The sequence below is a fragment of the Actinotalea alkalitolerans genome, assembly GCF_023369855.1.
Lineage (GTDB): Bacteria > Actinomycetota > Actinomycetes > Actinomycetales > Cellulomonadaceae > Actinotalea.
The window spans coordinates 225,071-241,498 of the sequence record NZ_JAMBPP010000002.1 but is presented as its reverse complement, the minus strand read 5'-3'; the positions used below and the strand labels follow the sequence as shown (position 1 = coordinate 241,498).

General features: G+C 72.3%; 17 protein-coding genes. 14 read left to right on the top strand and 3 right to left on the bottom strand.

Annotation, left to right across the window (positions count from 1 at the left end; translation table 11 throughout):
• Window positions 1-45: 45 nt before the first annotated feature.
• Window positions 46-1,779: an ABC transporter ATP-binding protein gene (locus M1R94_RS02885; RefSeq protein ID WP_249380161.1), complete on the bottom strand. Its 1,734-nt coding sequence runs from the start codon at window positions 1,777-1,779 to the stop codon at window positions 46-48.
• The gene (locus M1R94_RS02880) at window positions 1,760-3,622 is read right to left on the bottom strand and encodes an ABC transporter ATP-binding protein (RefSeq protein ID WP_249380160.1); all 1,863 of its coding nucleotides are present in this window, start codon (window positions 3,620-3,622) and stop codon (window positions 1,760-1,762) included. Before M1R94_RS02880 ends, M1R94_RS02885 begins: the two co-directional genes overlap by 20 nt.
• Window positions 3,623-3,715: 93 nt before the next feature.
• Between M1R94_RS02880 and M1R94_RS02875 the strand changes: the two genes are divergently transcribed.
• Window positions 3,716-4,120 (top strand): DUF3817 domain-containing protein, encoded by a 405-nt coding sequence (locus M1R94_RS02875; protein ID WP_308199864.1) that lies wholly within the window; start codon window positions 3,716-3,718, stop codon window positions 4,118-4,120.
• A 124-nt stretch (window positions 4,121-4,244) separates the two neighbouring features.
• On the opposite strand, the gene M1R94_RS02870 is transcribed toward M1R94_RS02875, so the two are convergent.
• A complete protein-coding gene (locus M1R94_RS02870; RefSeq protein WP_249380159.1) occupies window positions 4,245-4,616 on the bottom strand; it encodes a DUF192 domain-containing protein in 372 nt (123 codons plus the stop codon).
• A 195-nt stretch (window positions 4,617-4,811) separates the two neighbouring features.
• Here M1R94_RS02870 and M1R94_RS02865 point away from each other — a divergent pair, with 195 nt between their 5' ends.
• From M1R94_RS02865 to M1R94_RS02805, 13 genes are all read left to right on the top strand, one after another.
• Window positions 4,812-5,630 (top strand): hypothetical protein, encoded by an 819-nt coding sequence (locus M1R94_RS02865; RefSeq protein ID WP_249380158.1) that lies wholly within the window; start codon window positions 4,812-4,814, stop codon window positions 5,628-5,630.
• Window positions 5,627-6,352 (top strand): RcpC/CpaB family pilus assembly protein, encoded by a 726-nt coding sequence (locus M1R94_RS02860; protein WP_249380157.1) that lies wholly within the window; start codon window positions 5,627-5,629, stop codon window positions 6,350-6,352. The genes M1R94_RS02865 and M1R94_RS02860 overlap by 4 nt, the downstream gene beginning before the upstream one ends.
• 1 nt (window position 6,353) lies before the next feature.
• Complete coding sequence (locus tag M1R94_RS02855; RefSeq protein ID WP_249380156.1) at window positions 6,354-7,967, top strand: AAA family ATPase; 1,614 nt, start codon at window positions 6,354-6,356, stop codon at window positions 7,965-7,967.
• Window positions 7,964-8,329, top strand: a complete 366-nt coding sequence (locus M1R94_RS02850; RefSeq protein WP_249380155.1) for a TadE/TadG family type IV pilus assembly protein — start codon at window positions 7,964-7,966, stop codon at window positions 8,327-8,329. Before M1R94_RS02855 ends, M1R94_RS02850 begins: the two co-directional genes overlap by 4 nt.
• Window positions 8,326-9,738 carry a CpaF family protein gene (locus tag M1R94_RS02845; protein WP_249380154.1) on the top strand — a complete coding sequence of 471 codons (1,413 nt, stop codon included), beginning with the start codon at window positions 8,326-8,328 and terminating at the stop codon, window positions 9,736-9,738. The genes M1R94_RS02850 and M1R94_RS02845 overlap by 4 nt, the downstream gene beginning before the upstream one ends.
• Window positions 9,735-10,661 carry a type II secretion system F family protein gene (locus M1R94_RS02840; RefSeq protein WP_249380153.1) on the top strand — a complete coding sequence of 309 codons (927 nt, stop codon included), beginning with the start codon at window positions 9,735-9,737 and terminating at the stop codon, window positions 10,659-10,661. The genes M1R94_RS02845 and M1R94_RS02840 overlap by 4 nt, the downstream gene beginning before the upstream one ends.
• Window positions 10,658-11,569, top strand: coding sequence for a type II secretion system F family protein (locus tag M1R94_RS02835; protein WP_249380152.1), 912 nt, complete (start codon window positions 10,658-10,660; stop codon window positions 11,567-11,569). Before M1R94_RS02840 ends, M1R94_RS02835 begins: the two co-directional genes overlap by 4 nt.
• Window positions 11,566-12,723, top strand: a complete 1,158-nt coding sequence (locus M1R94_RS02830) for a sensor histidine kinase (RefSeq protein ID WP_249380151.1) — start codon at window positions 11,566-11,568, stop codon at window positions 12,721-12,723. Before M1R94_RS02835 ends, M1R94_RS02830 begins: the two co-directional genes overlap by 4 nt.
• Entirely contained in the window at window positions 12,720-13,409 is a 690-nt protein-coding gene (locus tag M1R94_RS02825) for a response regulator (protein WP_249380150.1), read from the top strand. Before M1R94_RS02830 ends, M1R94_RS02825 begins: the two co-directional genes overlap by 4 nt.
• A 199-nt stretch (window positions 13,410-13,608) precedes the next feature.
• The gene (locus M1R94_RS02820) at window positions 13,609-13,806 is read left to right on the top strand and encodes a hypothetical protein (protein ID WP_249380149.1); all 198 of its coding nucleotides are present in this window, start codon (window positions 13,609-13,611) and stop codon (window positions 13,804-13,806) included.
• Between the two features lie 61 nt (window positions 13,807-13,867).
• Entirely contained in the window at window positions 13,868-14,596 is a 729-nt protein-coding gene (locus M1R94_RS02815) for a hypothetical protein (protein ID WP_249380148.1), read from the top strand.
• Window positions 14,597-14,666: 70 nt separating this feature from the next.
• Window positions 14,667-15,767 (top strand): OmpA family protein, encoded by a 1,101-nt coding sequence (locus tag M1R94_RS02810; protein ID WP_249380147.1) that lies wholly within the window; start codon window positions 14,667-14,669, stop codon window positions 15,765-15,767.
• The gene (locus M1R94_RS02805) at window positions 15,764-16,402 is read left to right on the top strand and encodes a hypothetical protein (RefSeq protein ID WP_249380146.1); all 639 of its coding nucleotides are present in this window, start codon (window positions 15,764-15,766) and stop codon (window positions 16,400-16,402) included. Before M1R94_RS02810 ends, M1R94_RS02805 begins: the two co-directional genes overlap by 4 nt.
• Window positions 16,403-16,428: the final 26 nt, after the last annotated feature.

Genomic DNA, 16,428 nt, shown 5'->3' with positions numbered 1-16,428 from the left:
GCCGCCGACGCCAGCGGATACCCGGGCGGGCAGGGTGGCACGTGGTCAGTCGTGCTGCCAGGAGTGCCACAGGTCGGCGTAGCCGCCTCCGGCCGCGACCAGCTCGTCGTGCGGGCCGATCTCGGTGATCCGCCCGCCGTCGACGACCGCGACGCGGTCCGCGTCGTGGGCTGTCTGCAGGCGGTGGGCGATCGCGACGACCGTGCGGCCCTCCAGGACAGCGGAGAGCGACCGCTCGAGGTGCCTGGCAGCCCGCGGGTCGAGCAGCGAGGTCGCCTCGTCGAGCACGAGCGTGTGCGGGTCGAGCAGGACGAGCCGGGCCAGCGCCACCTGCTGAGCCTGGGCGGGGGTGAGGGTCAGCCCGCCCGACCCGACCGCGGTCATCAGGCCGTCGGGAAGCGCGGTGACCCACTCCTTGGCGTCCACCGCCTCCAGGGCACGCAGCAGCTCCTCGTCGTCGGCCGAGATCTTGGCCAGGCGCAGGTTCTGCTCGATGGTCCCCACGAAGACGTGGTGCTCCTGGGTGACCAGCGCGACGTGCCCGCGCAGCTCCTCGAGCGGCAGGTCGATGAGGGGTACCTCGCCCACGGTCACCCGACCACCGGTCGGCGGGTGGATGCCCGCGAGCATGCGACCCAGCGTGGACTTGCCCGCACCGGACGGGCCGACCACGGCGAGCCGCTCTCCGACCCGCAGGTCCAGACCGATGCCGTGCAGCACGTCGTGGCCCTCGCGGTAGGCGTAGCGCACGTCCTGGGCGACCACGTGCTCGTCGCTCGGGATGCCCTCACGGGTCTCGCGGTCGGGGCGCACCGAGTCCACGCCGATGATCCGCGCCAGGGAGGTCGCGCCGACCTGGATCTCGTCGAGCCAGAAGATCAGCTCGCCGATGGGGTGGATGATCTGCAGCGCGTAGAGCGCGATCGTGGTGACCGCACCGATCGTCGCGCCACCCGTCGAGATGAGGTACGCCCCCCAGGCGACGACCGCGATGATCGGCAGGATGAAGGACAGGTCGACCCCCGGGAACAGCACGGTGCGCAGCCGCAGCGTGTAGCTCTCGGCGGCGAAGGCCTCCCGCAGGTCGTCGTCCACCCGGGCACGACGGCGCGGGCCCAGGCCCAGGGCGTCGATCGTCCGGGCGCCCTCGACCGACTCGGTGATGGTGCCGTTGAGGGTCGCGTAGGCCGCGGACTCGCGCAGGTAGCCCGCCGGGGCCCGCCGCAGGTACCACAGGGTGGTTGCCAGGAGCAGCGGGACACCCACGAGCATCGCGACCGCGACCGCGGCGTTGACCACGAAGGCCGCCACCAGGGTCAGCACGATCGTCGCCGTGGTCACCAGGACCCGCGGGACACCGAACCGCACGCTGTGCTGCACCCGGTCGATGTCGTTGGTGGTGCGACCGACCAGGTCACCCGTGCCGGCCCGCTCGACCGTGGACAGCGGCAGGCGGGTCACCGTGCCGATGAACTGCTCACGCAGCGTGGCGAAGACGGTCTCGCCGAGGATCATCGCGGCCCGCTGGGCGTAACGGATCAGGACGGTCTGGGCGAGGACGGCCACGACCAGCAGGAGCACCGCCTGGTCGACGAAGGTGGTCGTCGTGCCCTGGGCGACCGCGTCGACCATCCGGCCGAGCAGCCACGGACCGGCCAGGCCGGTCGTGGCAGCCAGGGTGTGCAGCGCCAGGACCTTGCCCAGACCGCGACGGTTGGTCCGCAGCAGCCGGCCCGTGTGCTCGCGCAGCATGGGTCCGTCAGCGATGGGCAGCTTCACGGGGGTCCTCCTCTCGGTGGTGCTCGTGGGTGAAGGGGGTGGCCGGGCGCGGGATGACGGTGCCGGTGGCCGGCGCCCCGTTCGAGGTCTGCGGACCGGTGCGGCTGACGACCGCTCGGTAGAGGGCGGCGACCCGGGCGTCGCCGTCGAGCAGCTCGCGGTGCGTGCCGCGCCCCTGCACCACGCCGTCGGCGACGAGCACCACGTCGTCGACGCGGTCGAGCACGAGCGGGCTCGCGGAGACGATCACCGTGGTGCGCCCGGACCGGGCCTGCGCGAGACGCTGCGCGATGCGTGCCTCGGTGTGCGCGTCCACCGCACTGGTCGGCTCGACCAGCACGAGGACCTCGGGCTCGGTGAGCAGAGCCCGGGCCAGGGCGACCCGCTGGCGCTGACCACCCGAGAAGGACCGGCCCTTCTCGGCCACCAGCCCGTCGAGACCGTCGGGCAGCGAGTCCAGGACGTCGCCCGCATCGGCTGTGGCCAGGGCGCGCATCAGGACCTCGCCGCGGGCGTGGTCGCGCACGTCGAGCTCGTCGCGCAGCACCCCGGTGAACAGCTGCGGGGTCGACTCGGCGACCACGATGCGGCGTCGGACCTCGGCCAGCCCCAGCTCGTCGAGCGGGACCCCGCCGAGGGTCACCCGAGGGGCGTCCTGGAGGTGCTCGCGGCCGAGCAGGCCGACCCGGGTCGCGATCCGGGCGGTCTCGTCCGGGTCAGCGCTGACCAGGGCCGTCACCCGGCCTGCGTGCAGCACCAGACCGCTCGTGATGTCCACGAGGTCTGCGCCGGCTGACGCCGTGGAGCCCCGCACACCCTCGTCCGAGGGGAGGTTCTCCGGGTCGCCCCCGGTGACTGGCACCCGCAGCACGCGCAGGATCTTCTTGACCCCGACCAGCGCGCGGGTCATCACCTGGACCGCCTGGGTCGCTGCGGTGAGCGGCTCGGTGAGGAAGGCCGCGTAGCCGTAGAACGTGACGAGCTGGCCGGGGGTGATCTCCCCGGTGATGGCCAGGCGTGCGCCGAACCACACCACGGCGGCCAGGAAGAGGCCCGGCAGCAGCGTCTGCATCGCGTCGAGCAGTGACTGGGTGTGCGCGACACGCACCCCCGCCCGGCGCACGGCCTGGGACTGCTCGCGGTAGCGCGCGGTGAAGACCTCCTCGCCGCCGATGCCCCGCAGGATCCGCAGACCCGAGACGGTGTCGGCTCCCAGGGTGGTGAGCCGACCGGCGGCCTCGCGCTGCACCGACTGGCGTCGCTGGAGCGGCCGGACCAGCAGGGCCAGCACCGCCGCGACCGCGGGCAGTCCGACCAGGACGGCCACCCCGAGGGTCACCGAGCTGTTGAGCAGCAGGAAGGCGACCATGACGTAGGCCACGACCCCGCCGATGAAGCGCGCCGCGACGAAGAAGACCTCGCCGACCCGCAGCGAGTCCGAGGCCACGGTCGCGACCACCTCGCCGGTGGGCAGCTCGGCGGTGACCGCGTCGCCCGTGCGGCTCACGTGGTGGCCGACGAGCTGGGAGGTGCGGAAGGCGGCGCGCAGCCAGTTCTCGACCTCGAGGCGGTGGCCGACGACGTTGGCCACGACCTGCACCAGGCCGACGGCCAGGAGCAGCAGGCAGCCCACCAGCAGGCTGCGCGAGAGACCGTCGGACAGGCCGGTGTCGACCAGGCGGCCGAGCAGGAAGGGCATCGCGGCCTGCGAGACCGCGGCGACGACCCCGACGGCCGCGCCACCGAGCACGAGCCGACCCTGACGGCGCGCGACCCACCACAGGTAGGCAGGGGCGGACGTCAGCGGAGGGGTACCCGGGTGGGCCGAGGGGAGGGGTCGCACGAGGGGCAACGCTACGTGCCCGGTACGACACCGGGCGACGGATTATCTGGGGGAGGATGGTCCCCGGACGGATCGGCGACGAAGGAGGCTCTGGTGGCGGGCAAGGACTGGGCGACCAAGGCGCGCGCGGCCCTCGGGCGGTACCGCGTGATGGCCTGGATCACGGGTGTGATGCTCCTGGTGCTGTGCGTCGAGCTGCTGCTCAAGTACGTCGTGCAGGCCGGTGACGACGTCATGCGGTGGATCGAGTGGGTGCCGTTCGCGCACGGCTGGATCTACGTCGTGTACCTGGTCACCGTGGTCGACCTGTGGTCGACCATGCGGTGGGGGCTGGGTCGTCTCGTCGGGATGGTGCTCGCCGGTGTGGTGCCGGTGCTGTCCTTCGTGGTCGAGCGCCGTGTGCACCGCGACGGCCTGGACCAGGTCGTGGCCGGCCGACCGCGACGAGGTGACCGGAAGGACCTCCACGCGGTGTCCGCCGGACCGCCGTCCGACTGAGCCCTCGACCACGACCTGCGGTGGGTCCAGGGGCTCATGACCGCCCGGCGCCCGTAGGCCCGTGAGGGGGACCGCGGGCCCTGGGTGGGGCCGACCCCGCGGCCCACGATGGTGGGATGACCTGTCATCCCCGCGCAGCCTCGTCAGACGAGGCCCGTCGGACGGTCACGGTGCTCCCCGCCGACAGCCCCCACCGGGCGAAGCTGCCCGCCGGGGCCTCGAGGACGTCGGTGACGCCGCGGCGGGGCCAGGTCATGCCGAAGGGCCGCAGCAGCAGGACGTCGACGACCGTGCCTGCGCCGTCGAGCAGTGCGACGTCGAGCCGGACGAGCATGCCCACGCCGTGGACCGAGTTCGACGGGCTCAGCAGCAGCGACTCCGGCAGCCGGCGGCGCGCGGCGAGCCCGCGCAGGCGGGTGGCGAAGGTGTCCGCCACCACGACCTGCGCCACGTCGAGCCCGTCCACCACGAGCCGGGGTCCCGCGCTGCCGGGCATGTCACCTTTGCGACGTCTCATCCCGATAGCATGCCCGAGCGCTCACCGGTCGTCGCTCACCAGGGGTACGAGAGCTCAGCTGACGACCGACAGTGACCTTGGTCCACCGAACGGGTGAAAGATTCCGCAGCGGTGTCCTCAGCGGCCGGGGTCAGGCAGGGTGTTCCCGCACGATCAAACAGGGGTGGATGGTTCATGCAGAAGGTCGCCGTCGGTGCCCTCGTCGCTCCCACGGACGACCTCCTCCCACTGCTGGGCGAGCGGACCGTGCTCCTTGCCGACCCGCACAGCGTCGAGGACATGTGGACCGTGGTCGGAGCCGACGTCACGCACCTGGTCCTCCTCGGTGAGCAGCGGCACGAGGCGCTGGTGCGCCGGCACGCAGCCCTGGTCGGCGACCGCGGGGTGGCCGTGTCATGGGTGTGCGTGCCGCACGGCCCCGCCACGGTCGCGGTCCTCGCGCTCCAGGTCGCCTCGTGCGAGCTCGATGCCGGCCTCCTGCCGCTCTTCGCCCGCGAGCTGGAGCGGCGCACCTGGAGCGGCGCGTGGCTGCCGACCGTCGCCCGGCTCGAGCAGCCGGCTCCCAGCCTGGGCCAGCACCTGCGGTCCTGGATGCCCAGCGGTGCCGGCTACCTGGCGACCCTCTCCGGTGAACCGGGTGTCGTGCGGGTCGGGCGACCTGTGCGGGCCTCCGAGCCGGTGCTGGCGCGCTCGGCGCTGGTCTGCGCCGGTGAGGCGATACCCGCCCCGGCGCTCCAGGACGCTCTCGAGCTCGCCGGCGCGCACGAGCACATCGAGCTGCCCGGCCTGAGCCTGGATGCCCGAGGCCGCTTCGGCACGGCCCGCGCCGTCGAGCTGCTCGCGCTGCCGGCCGGCGACGTCATCCCCTACCCGCGGGTCGAGACCCTCGACCGGTGCGCGGTCTGCGGTGCCGTCGTGCCGCAGGAGTTCTGCCAGTACTGCCACGTGCGCCCCGTGCACGCCTCCCTCGAACTGCAAGGAGACCCGAAGTGAATCCCCGTCAGCGTCGTGGAGTGCTGTTCATCCTCCTCTCGGCGCTCCTCGCCGTGGTGGTCTTCTTCGTGGTCGCGAGCTACGTCGCCAACGTCTCGAGCCAGGTGGGGTCGCTCGTGACCGTCTACCGCACGGTCGACACCGTGGCCGCCTACGAGACCCTCGACGAGTCGACGATCGTCGCCGACGAGGTCCCCGCGCGATGGCTGTCGGAGACCGCCCGGATGACCCGTGAGGAGCTCCTCGGGCAGAAGGTCGCGGTGAACCTCGCGGCGGGCACCATGCTCACCGCCGACGTCATCGTCCCGGCCTCCGACCTGAGCCCCACCGAGCGGGAGATCGCGGTCAACGTCGACTCGGTCACCGGCCTGGCCGGGCGGGTCGAGACCGGGGACTTCGTGGACATCTACGCCGTCTTCGCCGACGTCCCCGGACTCTCCAAGCAGGTCAGGGTGCTCGTCCAGAACGTGCGGGTGGTCTCGGTCCGGGGTGAGCAGCGTCGCGTGGACGAGACGGCGATCGGGGGCCAGCAGTCGGTGATCCCGGTCACGCTCGCGCTCGAGCCCAACGACGCGCTCGCGGTCACCTATGCGAGCGCCTTCGCCGACGAGGTGCGGCTGGTCGGCCTGCCCACCGGGACCGGCGAGAACCGCACCGGTGAGAAGTCGGAGTTCGATGCCGAGGACCTCGGCGGGCAGTCGATCCTCGAGGGAGGCAACTGACATGGCGGGCATCGTCGTCATCGGCTGCGCGGACCAGTCGCTCGCCTACGAGCTGCGGTCGCAGCTCGCCGAGGCCGCCGAGGTCGAGGTGGTGGGTGTCGCCGAGACCACCACCGAGCTCACCGCCATGGTCGTCCAGCACGACCCGAACCTCGTGCTGGTCCACGACCAGCTCGGTCCGGAGCCGGTCCACCAGGTCGTGCGCGACCTGAGCCTGCGCCGACCCGCGGCCGTCTCGATCGTCGTCTCGAGCGACAGCGAGCCCGAGGCGCTCGGTGCGGCCATGGATGCCGGTGCGCGGGGCGTGCTCGCGTACCCATTGTCCTTCGCGGACGTCCAGCTCCGGGTGGTCAACGCCCTGGACTGGTCCCGCCACATGATGACCCTGCTCGCGCACTCGGGCCCGGACGAGGCGAACGCCCGGGGTCGGGCGACGGTGGTGGCCGTCACAGGCTCGAAGGGCGGGGTCGGGACCTCGACCGTCGCGACGCACCTCGCCTGGGACGTCAAGCGTGAGGTGCCTTCCTACAAGGTGCTGCTGGTCGACCTCGACCTGGAGAAGGGCGACGTGACCAGCCTGGTCGAGGCCAGGTACCGCACCTCGATCGCGGACCTGTCCAAGGTCGCCCAGGACCTCTCGGTCCGTACGGTCGCCGACGCGGTCTTCGAGCACGAGTCGGGGCTGCACCTGCTCCTCCCGCCCCAGGACGTCCGGGACGTGGAGTGGGTGACACCGGCGGCGATCCGGCAGATCGTCGCCCTGCTGCGCCAGCAGTACGACCTGGTGATCGTCGACGCGGGGGCCCACGTGACCCCGGTCCAGGCAGCGGTCGTGGAGATCGCGGACGAGGTGGTCTCCGTGGTCACCCCCGACCTGATCAGCATGAGGGCGCTGCGGCGCAACCTGGGGTGGTGGGAGTCGCTCGCGGTGCGCAAGCCCGAGACCGTCCATGTCCTGCTCAACCGGCAGTCGCGGCTCGACGAGGTGCAGCCCGAGACCGTCCGGCGGCTGTCACCGAGCCCCCTGCTGGGGACGGTGCTGCCCGACCTGGGACGCAAGCTCCAGACGGCGTCGAACTCCCGTTCGCCCGAGATCCTGACCGACACCGGCTGGTGGAAGGCGCTGCGCGGCGTGGGTCGCGAGCTCGGCCTGGTCCGGGACCTCGCCCAGCCGGCACCCGACGCCCCGGCACCTGCTGGCGAGGCCGCCACCGGTTCGCTCGACCTCGCCCCGGTGGGTCGGCGGGCCACCCGCTCGGCACGGCGCGGGGACCGCGGTTCGGCGTCGGTCGACCTCCTCGGGGTCATCCCGTGGCTCGCGCTGGTGTGCCTGATCGCGTGGCAGCTCGGGGTGGCCGGGATGACCTACGTGTGGACGGGCCATGCGGCCTCCGCCGCGGCCAGATCGGTCTCCCTGCAGGAGACGCTCCCCGAGACACGTGCCGCCGCCGCCGAGCGGATGCCCTCGGGGATGCGATCGGCCATGAGCGTGGAGACCAGCCCGGTGGACGCGTCCTGGGTCTCGGTGCGCACCAACGTCCCCCTGGTCGCCCCCGGGGTGTTCAGCACGCCGTGGCAGGTCCGTATCGACCGCCGGGTCGTGATCGAGCCATGAGCGGGCCACGGATCCGCCCCCCCGGCCGCCGTCGCGACGAGCGCGGCAGCTCGGCGGTCGAGCTGCTCGGTGTCGTCCCGGTCCTCGTCGTGGTGGTGCTCGTCCTGCTGCAGGTGGTCGCGGCCGTGTACACGACCCAGGCGACCAACCAGGCGGCACGGGACGGTGCCCGGGCCCTGAGCATGGGGCAGTCCGCCGAGGTCGCGATCGACAGGTCGCTGCCGAGCGGTCTGTCGCCGCAGAGCATCAGCTACGTCCACGGCGGCCAGGGGGTGCGCCTGGAGGTCCGGGTGCCACGGTGGTCGGTCTTCCCCGTGCTGACCGTCGACCGGACGGCCGTCATGCCCAGGCTCGTCCCGTGAGGGCGGGCTTCAGCGACTGGGCCGGGGCGGGCCGCGAACGGGCCGAGGCCGCGGCCCCGGTCGTCGCGGCGGCGGCCGACCTCGACGAGAACCTCGTCTCGACCTTCAAGCGGAAGCTTCTCGACGAGGTCGACCTGCACGAGCTGGGTCGCCTCGAGGCAGGCCAACGGCGGATCCGGCTCGAGCGGGTCGTCGCCCACCTCGTCTCGACCGAGGGCGTCATCCTCACCACGCGCGAGCGCAACGCCCTCATCCGCAGGGTGGTCGACGAGTCGATCGGCCTGGGTGTGCTCGAGCCGCTGCTCGCCGACGACTCGATCAGCGAGATCATGATCAACGGGCACGACACGATCTACGTCGAGCGTTTCGGCATGATCGAGAAGGTCGCGTCGGGCTTCGCCTCGGAGGAGCAGCTGCGCCAGACGATCGACCGGATCGTGTCGACCGTCAACCGGCGCGTCGACGAGTCGAGCCCGATGGTCGACGCGCGCCTGCCGCCCGACGACCGCATGCCGCGCGGCGCACGCGTCCACGTGGTGCTGCCACCGCTGGTCCTCAACGGCCCCACCGTGACGATCCGGCTCTTCCCCAAGGCCTACGGCCTGGACGAGCTGCTCACCCGCGGCAGCCTGGACCACGCGACGGCCGACCTGCTCGCGGCGTGCGTCCGCGCGCGGATGAACATCATCGTCTCGGGGGGGACGGCGTCGGGCAAGACGACGATGCTCAACGCCCTCTCGGCCTTCATCCAGGGTCGGCAGCGGATCATCACCATCGAGGACGCGGCCGAGCTCTCGCTGTCCCAGGAGCACGTGGTGCGGATGGAGACGCGTCCGGCGAACGTCGAGGGCAGCGGTCAGGTGACCATCCGCGACCTCGTCCGCAACGCCCTGCGCATGCGTCCCGACCGGGTGATCGTCGGTGAGGTCCGCGGCGGTGAGGCCCTGGACATGCTCCAGGCCATGAACACCGGCCACGAGGGCTCGTTGGCCACGGTCCACGCGAACTCGAGCACGGACGCGCTCAACCGGCTCGAGGTGCTCGCCTCGATGAGCGACGTGGAGATCCCGTTCCACGCCCTGCGGGACCAGGTCAACAACGCGATCGACCTCGTCGTGCAGCTGCTGCGCGGGTCGGACGGGACGCGGCGGGTGGTCGAGGTCGGCTACGTGACCTCGCGCAACCGTGAGGACTTCGTCATCCAGCCGCTGATGCGCTGGGACCCGGAGGCGCCCAACGAGAGCGGTCCGCCGGGGCGCTTCCTGCAGTTCGCCGTCCCGCAGGGCCTGGTCGACCGGCTGCGGATCGCCGGTGAGGTGATCGGCCAGGGCACCGACCTGCCGCTCGGCGGCCCGCCGCCGCCCGCGCCGCCGGTCGTCCACGACCCGCTCCTCGGGGGCGTCCCGTGACCGTCCTGATCATCCTCTTCGGCGTGCTCTCGGCCTGTGTGCTCTTCATGGCGGGGGTGCGCGACGTCGCCTCGGTCACCTCGCGTCGTCGTGCCCTGATCCAGGGCATGGCGGCCGACGCCACGGCCGGGCCCGAGACCCGGGTCGAGCGCTGGGACCGTGCGTTCGGGACGACCTCGGCAGGTCGGTGGGTCGAGCGCAGGCTGCTCCTCGCCGGCGAGGAGGACCGGCCGGCGGTGGTGGTCGCCGGGGTGGCCGTGGCGGGTGGTGTGGTGATCGGCTACGTCATGGCCGTCGGCCTGGCACCCGTCTTCGGGCTGCTCGGGATCGTGGCTGTCGTCGTGGGGATCCGCGCGTACCTCGCCCGGGCCACGGAGCGTCGCAACGAGCAGTTCATCGCCCAGATGCCCGAGCTCGCCCGGGTGCTGTCCAACGCCACGAGCGCCGGGCTGTCGATCGCCGCGGCGATCGTCATCGCCGCCGAGGAGCTGTCCAGCCCCGCAGGCCCCGAGCTCGACCGGGTGGTCAGCCGGATGCGTTTCGGGGACAGCCTCGAGACCGCCATGTCGGGTCTCGAGGACCGCCTCCCCTCGCGCGAGGTGTCGGTGCTCGTCTCGACGCTGCTCGTCAGTGCCCGCTCGGGCGGGTCGTTGGTGACGTCGCTGCGCGACATCGCTGACACCCTCGACCAGCGCAAGGAGATCCGCCGCGAGGTCCGGACGACCCTCGCGCAGTCGACCTCGACCGGGTACATGGTGATCGGGATGGGGTTCGGCCTGCTCTTCCTGCTCAACCTCATCCAGCCGGGCACGGTCGAGGCGATGGTCTCGGAGTGGGTCGGGCGTGGCGCCCTGCTGGTGGGGTCCTCGCTGTTCGTCGGAGGCTTCCTGCTCATCCGGAAGATGACGAGGTTCGACGGATGACGCTCACGGTCGTACTCCTGATGGCGCTGGTCGCGGCGGTCGCGGCGGTCCTCATGCTCTACGGGTACCGCCTCATGCGGACCGACGCGATGGACCGGCTCGCGGTCGAGGACCTCGCCCTGCTCAAGGGCCGTGAGCGTCGGCGGGCCGAGGGCGAGTCCCCGCTGCAGCGCCTGGCCCGGCGCCAGGTGCCGCGGCTCCGGCGGCTGCTCGGCCCCGACCGCGTCCACGCCCTGCAGCGCCGGATCGACGAGGCAGGCCGCCCCGACGGTCTGACGGTGGACGGATATCTCGAGCGCACGGCCTGGTGGGCGCTGCTGGTCTCACCGGTCATCCTGGTGCTGCTGCTCCAGGGCAACGTGCTGATGGCGCTGCTGGGTGTCACGGTCCCGGTGATCATGCCGCTGAGCCGGCTCGCCGCGGCGCAGCGCAAGCGCCGCGAGCGCATCGACCGAGACCTGCCCGACTTCCTCGACGTCCTCGCGGTGACCGTGATGGCCGGCGTGAACTTCCGGGCCGCGCTCGCGCGGGTCTCCGAGCGGTTCCGGGGGCCGCTCGCGGAGGAGGTCACCCTGACGCTGCAGCAGATCGCCAACGGCGCCTCGGTCCGTCAGGCCTTCACCGACCTGCGGCGGCGCAGCTCCTCCGAGCCGGTCGCCCAGTTCGTCTCGGCACTGCTGCAGTCCCAGGAGCTCGGTGCCCCGCTGGCCGAGTCCCTCCAGCAGATCGCCGAGGACATGCGCCGCGACAGCGGTCAGCGCCAGCGGCGGGCGGCGGCCAAGACGGCTCCCCGGGTGACCCTGGTGACCTCGATGGTGCTGGTCCCCGGGGCCCTGGTCTTCATCGTGGTGGGGCTGTACGTGGGCGCCGACGTCGACCTGGGCTCCCTGGTGGGGGTGGGCGGATGACTGCCGTCGACCGGGGCTTCGCCCACCGGGTCGTGAGCGCCGCCCTCGTGGTGCGCCTGCTCTCGATCATGATCTCGACCGTTGCCCTGGTCGGGCAGACGATGACCTTCGCGCTGCTGCTCAGCACCATCGCCCTGAGCGCCTCGAGCTTCCTGTGCCTGGTCTACCCCAAGGTGCTCGACTTCGTGATCCGGCACCCGCTCGCCCTCGTGGTCGACATGCTGGTGACGCTGGCCGTGGTCGCCGCCCTCGGGGTGGAGAGCCCGCTCGTCCTGGCGACGTTCTCGACGGCCCTGGTGCTCGGCGTCCTGTTCGAGATGCGGACCGCGGTGGTGGCGACCGTGGTGCTGGTCTCGGGCTACCTGCTGGCCGCCCGCATCGAGGACGCCCCCGGAACCAGCTTCATGACGGCGCTGGGCGTCCCGGCCCTGTACGTGTGCCTGGTGGCCATCGGGTCGGTGGTCCGGTCGGCCCACGACCAGCAGCTGCGGGCGCAGCGCGACGTCGCCGTGGCTCGTGAGAGCGCGGCTGCGTCGGACGAGCGTGCCCGGTTGGCCCGCGAGATGCACGACTCGCTCGGCAAGACCCTGCACGGCATCGCCCTGGCCGCCGACGCGCTCCCGCTGTGGGTCGAGCGGGACCCGGCGGTCGCGGTGGCGCAGGCGAGGGGCCTGGCCGGGGGTGCCCGTCAGGCCGCCGACGAGGCCCGACGTCTGCTGGTACGGATGCGTGTCGACCAGCCCGACCGGCCGCTGGTCGAGGTGCTCGTGTCGTTGTGCGAGCGCTGGCAGGCCGAGCACGGCGTGCCCTGCCGGGTGACCTGCGACGGGGCTGTCGACCTCTCGACCGACGCGCGCTACGAGCTGCTGGCGATCGTGGGCGAGGCGCTCGAGAACGTCGCACGGCACGCCGACGCGACGTCGGTCGAGGTCTCGCTGGACGGTCTGGCGGACGGGGCGGTCCTCGTCGCGGTCGAGGACGACGGCCGCGGCTTCGTGGCACGGGCGGACGGCACGAGCCCGAACGGGCACTTCGGGCTGACCGGCATGCACGAGCGCGCCCGCGAGGCGGGCGCGACCCTGACCGTGGACTCCGCGGTCGGTCAGGGCACCAGGGTTCTCATCCACCATCCGACGAAGGAGCCGGCCGAATGACCGCTGACCCAGGCGCGTCCCCCGCAGGTGTGAGTGCCGACCACCCGGTGCTGTCCCAGGTGAGCGTGGTGATCGTCGACGACAACGCGGTCATCCGGATGGGGTTGCGCAGCCTGGTCGACGCCTCCGACCGGATGCGCGTGGTCGGTGAGGCCAGTGACGGGGAGGAGGCGGTCAGGGTGATCCGGGCGACCCAGCCCGACGTCACGCTGCTGGACGTGCGCATGCCACGCCGTGACGGTGTCCAGGTCGCGGCCGAGGTCGCCGCGTGGACCAAGGTGCTGATGCTGACCTACACCGACTCGCCCGAGGTGATCCGGGCCGCCGTGGAGGCGGGCGCGAGCGGCTACCTCGTGCACGGGCAGTTCGCCTCGCACGAGCTCGAGCGCACCGTGCTCGCCGTGGCCGAGGGCGCCTTCCTGCTCTCCGAGGGTGCGGCGGCGGTGATGCGCACCGTGTGGGCGCAGCCGGCGACCCCGCCTGCGGTGCAGCGTCCCGACGCCGGCCTGAGCGAACGTGAGCGCGAGGTCATGGAGCTGGTGGCCGCGGGGCGCACCAACGGGGCGATCGCCAAGGAGTGCTTCCTGTCGGAGAAGACCGTCAAGAACCACATCAACCACATCTTCGCCAAGCTCGGCGTGCGGACCCGCGCCGAGGCCGTCTCGGTCTGGCTCGGTGGGTCGTAGGGGCCCAGGGGCCCGCGACGTCGGCGGCAGGGTTTGGGCCCAGGAATGGGCCCACGGACCCTGCGGGTGCGCAGCGGCCGCCCGTAGCGTTGCTGGAGTCAGGGCGGGACAGAACGTCTCACACACGGACACGCAGACAGACCAGTGCAGCACACGGGAGCCGGCCGATCATCGGTCGGCCGGCAGAATGGGGAATGACATGACTCGCATGCTCGTCAACACCAGGATCCGCGTCGAGAAGGCTCTCGAGGAGCGCGAGCTGGGCCAGGGCACGCTGGAGTACCTGGGTATCGTGATCGTCGCGGCGATCCTCGTGGTCGCACTCGTCACCGCCTTCAACAGCTTTGACCTGGGCTCCAAGATCACCGAGCAGCTCAACAAGATCACCTCCGCCTGAGCGGAGAGGTCGACCGCCGATCTGGCGTCTGGGCAGGTCGTTCACAGAGCAGGGAGCACGGATGAGTCGGCGGATGCGGGTGCTCGGACGCGGTGACGACGGGCTGGTGACCAGCGTGGTCGTGGCCGTCGTGGCGGTGGCGATCGTCGCGCTGCTCTTCGTCGCGGTGATCCCGCTGCTGTCGGGGACCGAGCAGAGCAGCCGGACCCAGACCTCGGCCGACGCCGCGGCCCTGGCCGGCGCACGCGACGTGCGCGACCTCGTCCTGTCCGAGCTCGGCACGGTCATCACCCCGACCGGCGGTGTGACGCTCGCCGAGCTGCTCGGCTCCGCGCGCGGCTACGGGTCGGCCCAGGCCTACGCCTCCGAGAACGGCGCCGATCTCGTGGAGTACCGCTACGACGCCTACGCCGACGAGGTGGTCGTGCTGACCCGGTTGCGGGAGGCGGCCGACAACGGTCGTCGGCCCGAGGCGCGGGCGACCGCCTCGGTCGGGGTCGAGCTGGCGCGCTGCGGTCTGGACCGCAGCCAGGTGATCATCGGCTACGAGCCGCCGCCCGAGCCCGAGCCCGAGCCGGAACCCGAGCCCCCCGCCCCGGGCGAGCCGGAGCCCGAGCCGGAGCCCGAGCCGGAGCCGGAGCCCGAGCCCGAGCCGGTCCCCATCTACGGCGACGAGTTCCGGTTCCGGTGCCCGGGCTTCGACTCGGGTGCACGGAGCGACATCGGCACGGTGCTCGGGGCGGCCCGTGGCTGGCTCGAGTCCGCACTCCTGCCGCGGCTGGTGCAATGATGCGTCGTCCAGTCGTCACCCGCCGGTCGCTCCGGCAGCTCTCGCAACGCACCACCGGAAGGCCGCCCCGATGACCTCCACCCCGCATGCACGCCCCTGGACCCGGTCCGCGGGAGTGGTCGGCATCGCCGTCCTGCTCCTGGGCGGTGGGGCCGCAGCGGCGACCACCGAGGACCGCAGCACGCTCCCCACGGGGACGGTCGAGGTCGAGGGTCAGCAGACTCCGATCGAGGGCAGCTTCGTCTACCACCAGTTCCACACCGACACCAACCCCGAGATCCGCGGGCTCGTGCACGGTGTGCACCGGGTCGACGGCGCGACGGTGCTCTACTACTCGGTCGGCACGCCTGACGGAGGAGGTGCGACCGACTTCACCGGTGCGATGGCCTTCCCCAACTCGAGCCACCCGTACCGCACCGGTTTCGGGGTCGACCTCAAGCTCATCGACTCGACCAACCTGGTCGCCTACCGGCCCCTGTACGACGGTGAGACCACCTTCGCCTCGCGGACGGTCGACCTCGACGGTGGCACGGGAGACCTGAGGGTCGGCTTCGCCGTCTTCCCCGAGATCGACCCGACGGTCGACGCGGTGCAGGTCGTCATGGCCTGGGGGACCGCCGTCGGCGACGTCGCTGTGCAGGACGGTCCGCTCGAGCCGGTCGGGTCGGACGCGGCGCCGCTGCTCGGCGAGGGCTGGCCGGCGATCCCCTCCGCCGCGGACCTGTCAGGTGCCGACCCCGCTGCGGTCACCTACTCCCTGGTGCGCCGGTTCGGTGACGCCTCGGGGACAGCGGCGACCGAGGAGACCCCCGAGCAGGTGGCCACCACGCTCGACGCCAACGTGCTGTTCGCCGTCAGCTCGGCTGACCTGTCACCGGCCGCCCAGGACGCCCTGGCTGCGGTCGCCGCCGACATCAGGCAACGGGGGACCGGTGAGGTGGTCGTGACGGGTCACACGGACTCCGACGGTGCGGATGCCTCGAACCAGGTGCTCTCCGAGCAGCGCGCGGCCTCGGTGCTGGCTGTGCTCGAGCCCGCGAGCGGGTCCGACGTCACCTTCACCGCAGTCGGTCGGGGCGAGAGCGAACCCGTGGCCAGCAACGCGACCGACGAGGGCAAGCAGCTCAACCGTCGTGTCACCGTGGTCTACAGCGTCAAGGGGGACTCATGAAGAAGCCGCTGCTCATCGGCCTCGGTTCGGTCGGGGTCGTCGTCGTGGGGCTCGTCGCCTTCGCCGCCTGCACACCGTCGGACCCCGAGCCCACGCCCGGGCCGACGTCCTCCGCCTCGCCGGACGCCACGCAGGAGCCCGAGGCCGACGGGTGGACCCGCGCCGAGATCGCCGCTGCGCTCTTCGACGGGGACATCGGCACGTCCGAGGTGCTCGGATCGGTGGACGGGCAGGTGACAGGGCCGTCCTCGGCCTACCCCGCGACGATCGAGGTCACCGACGTCCTCGCGGGCCAGGAGAGCACCCTGGTGCGCTTCACGCTGCGCAACGTGGACGACTCGGACCCGTTGGTGCCGCTCGAGGCCTTCAACGCCGCGACCCCGCTCACGCGTGACACCCGGGACGTGGCCCTGGTGGTCAGCGCCGAGGACCAGCGGCTCCAGCCGTTCCTGGCCGTGACCGACGGGGACAGGACCACCTCCTTCTGCACGTGCTCGACCGCGCCCGTGCAGATGTCGCAACGTGGTCAGCTGCTCTCGGCGACCTTCCCCCCGCTCGATGCCGGCACCGAGCAGGTCTCCCTCGAGCTCCCGGGCTTCCCCCTCGTCGAGGACCTGCCGGTCCGTCGAGACTGAGACGTCGTCGCCGCGGCGACGCTCGG

Coding starts and splice junctions, on each gene's coding strand:
- M1R94_RS02870 (WP_249380159.1), bottom strand. CDS start 4,616: ATGCCCGGCAGCGCGGGACCCCGGCTCGTGGTGGACGGGCTCGACGTG.
- M1R94_RS02865 (WP_249380158.1), top strand. CDS start 4,812: ATGCAGAAGGTCGCCGTCGGTGCCCTCGTCGCTCCCACGGACGACCTC.
- M1R94_RS02855 (WP_249380156.1), top strand. CDS start 6,354: ATGGCGGGCATCGTCGTCATCGGCTGCGCGGACCAGTCGCTCGCCTAC.
- M1R94_RS02850 (WP_249380155.1), top strand. CDS start 7,964: ATGAGCGGGCCACGGATCCGCCCCCCCGGCCGCCGTCGCGACGAGCGC.
- M1R94_RS02835 (WP_249380152.1), top strand. CDS start 10,658: ATGACGCTCACGGTCGTACTCCTGATGGCGCTGGTCGCGGCGGTCGCG.
- M1R94_RS02830 (WP_249380151.1), top strand. CDS start 11,566: ATGACTGCCGTCGACCGGGGCTTCGCCCACCGGGTCGTGAGCGCCGCC.
- M1R94_RS02825 (WP_249380150.1), top strand. CDS start 12,720: ATGACCGCTGACCCAGGCGCGTCCCCCGCAGGTGTGAGTGCCGACCAC.
- M1R94_RS02820 (WP_249380149.1), top strand. CDS start 13,609: ATGACTCGCATGCTCGTCAACACCAGGATCCGCGTCGAGAAGGCTCTC.
- M1R94_RS02815 (WP_249380148.1), top strand. CDS start 13,868: ATGAGTCGGCGGATGCGGGTGCTCGGACGCGGTGACGACGGGCTGGTG.
- M1R94_RS02810 (WP_249380147.1), top strand. CDS start 14,667: ATGACCTCCACCCCGCATGCACGCCCCTGGACCCGGTCCGCGGGAGTG.
- M1R94_RS02805 (WP_249380146.1), top strand. CDS start 15,764: ATGAAGAAGCCGCTGCTCATCGGCCTCGGTTCGGTCGGGGTCGTCGTC.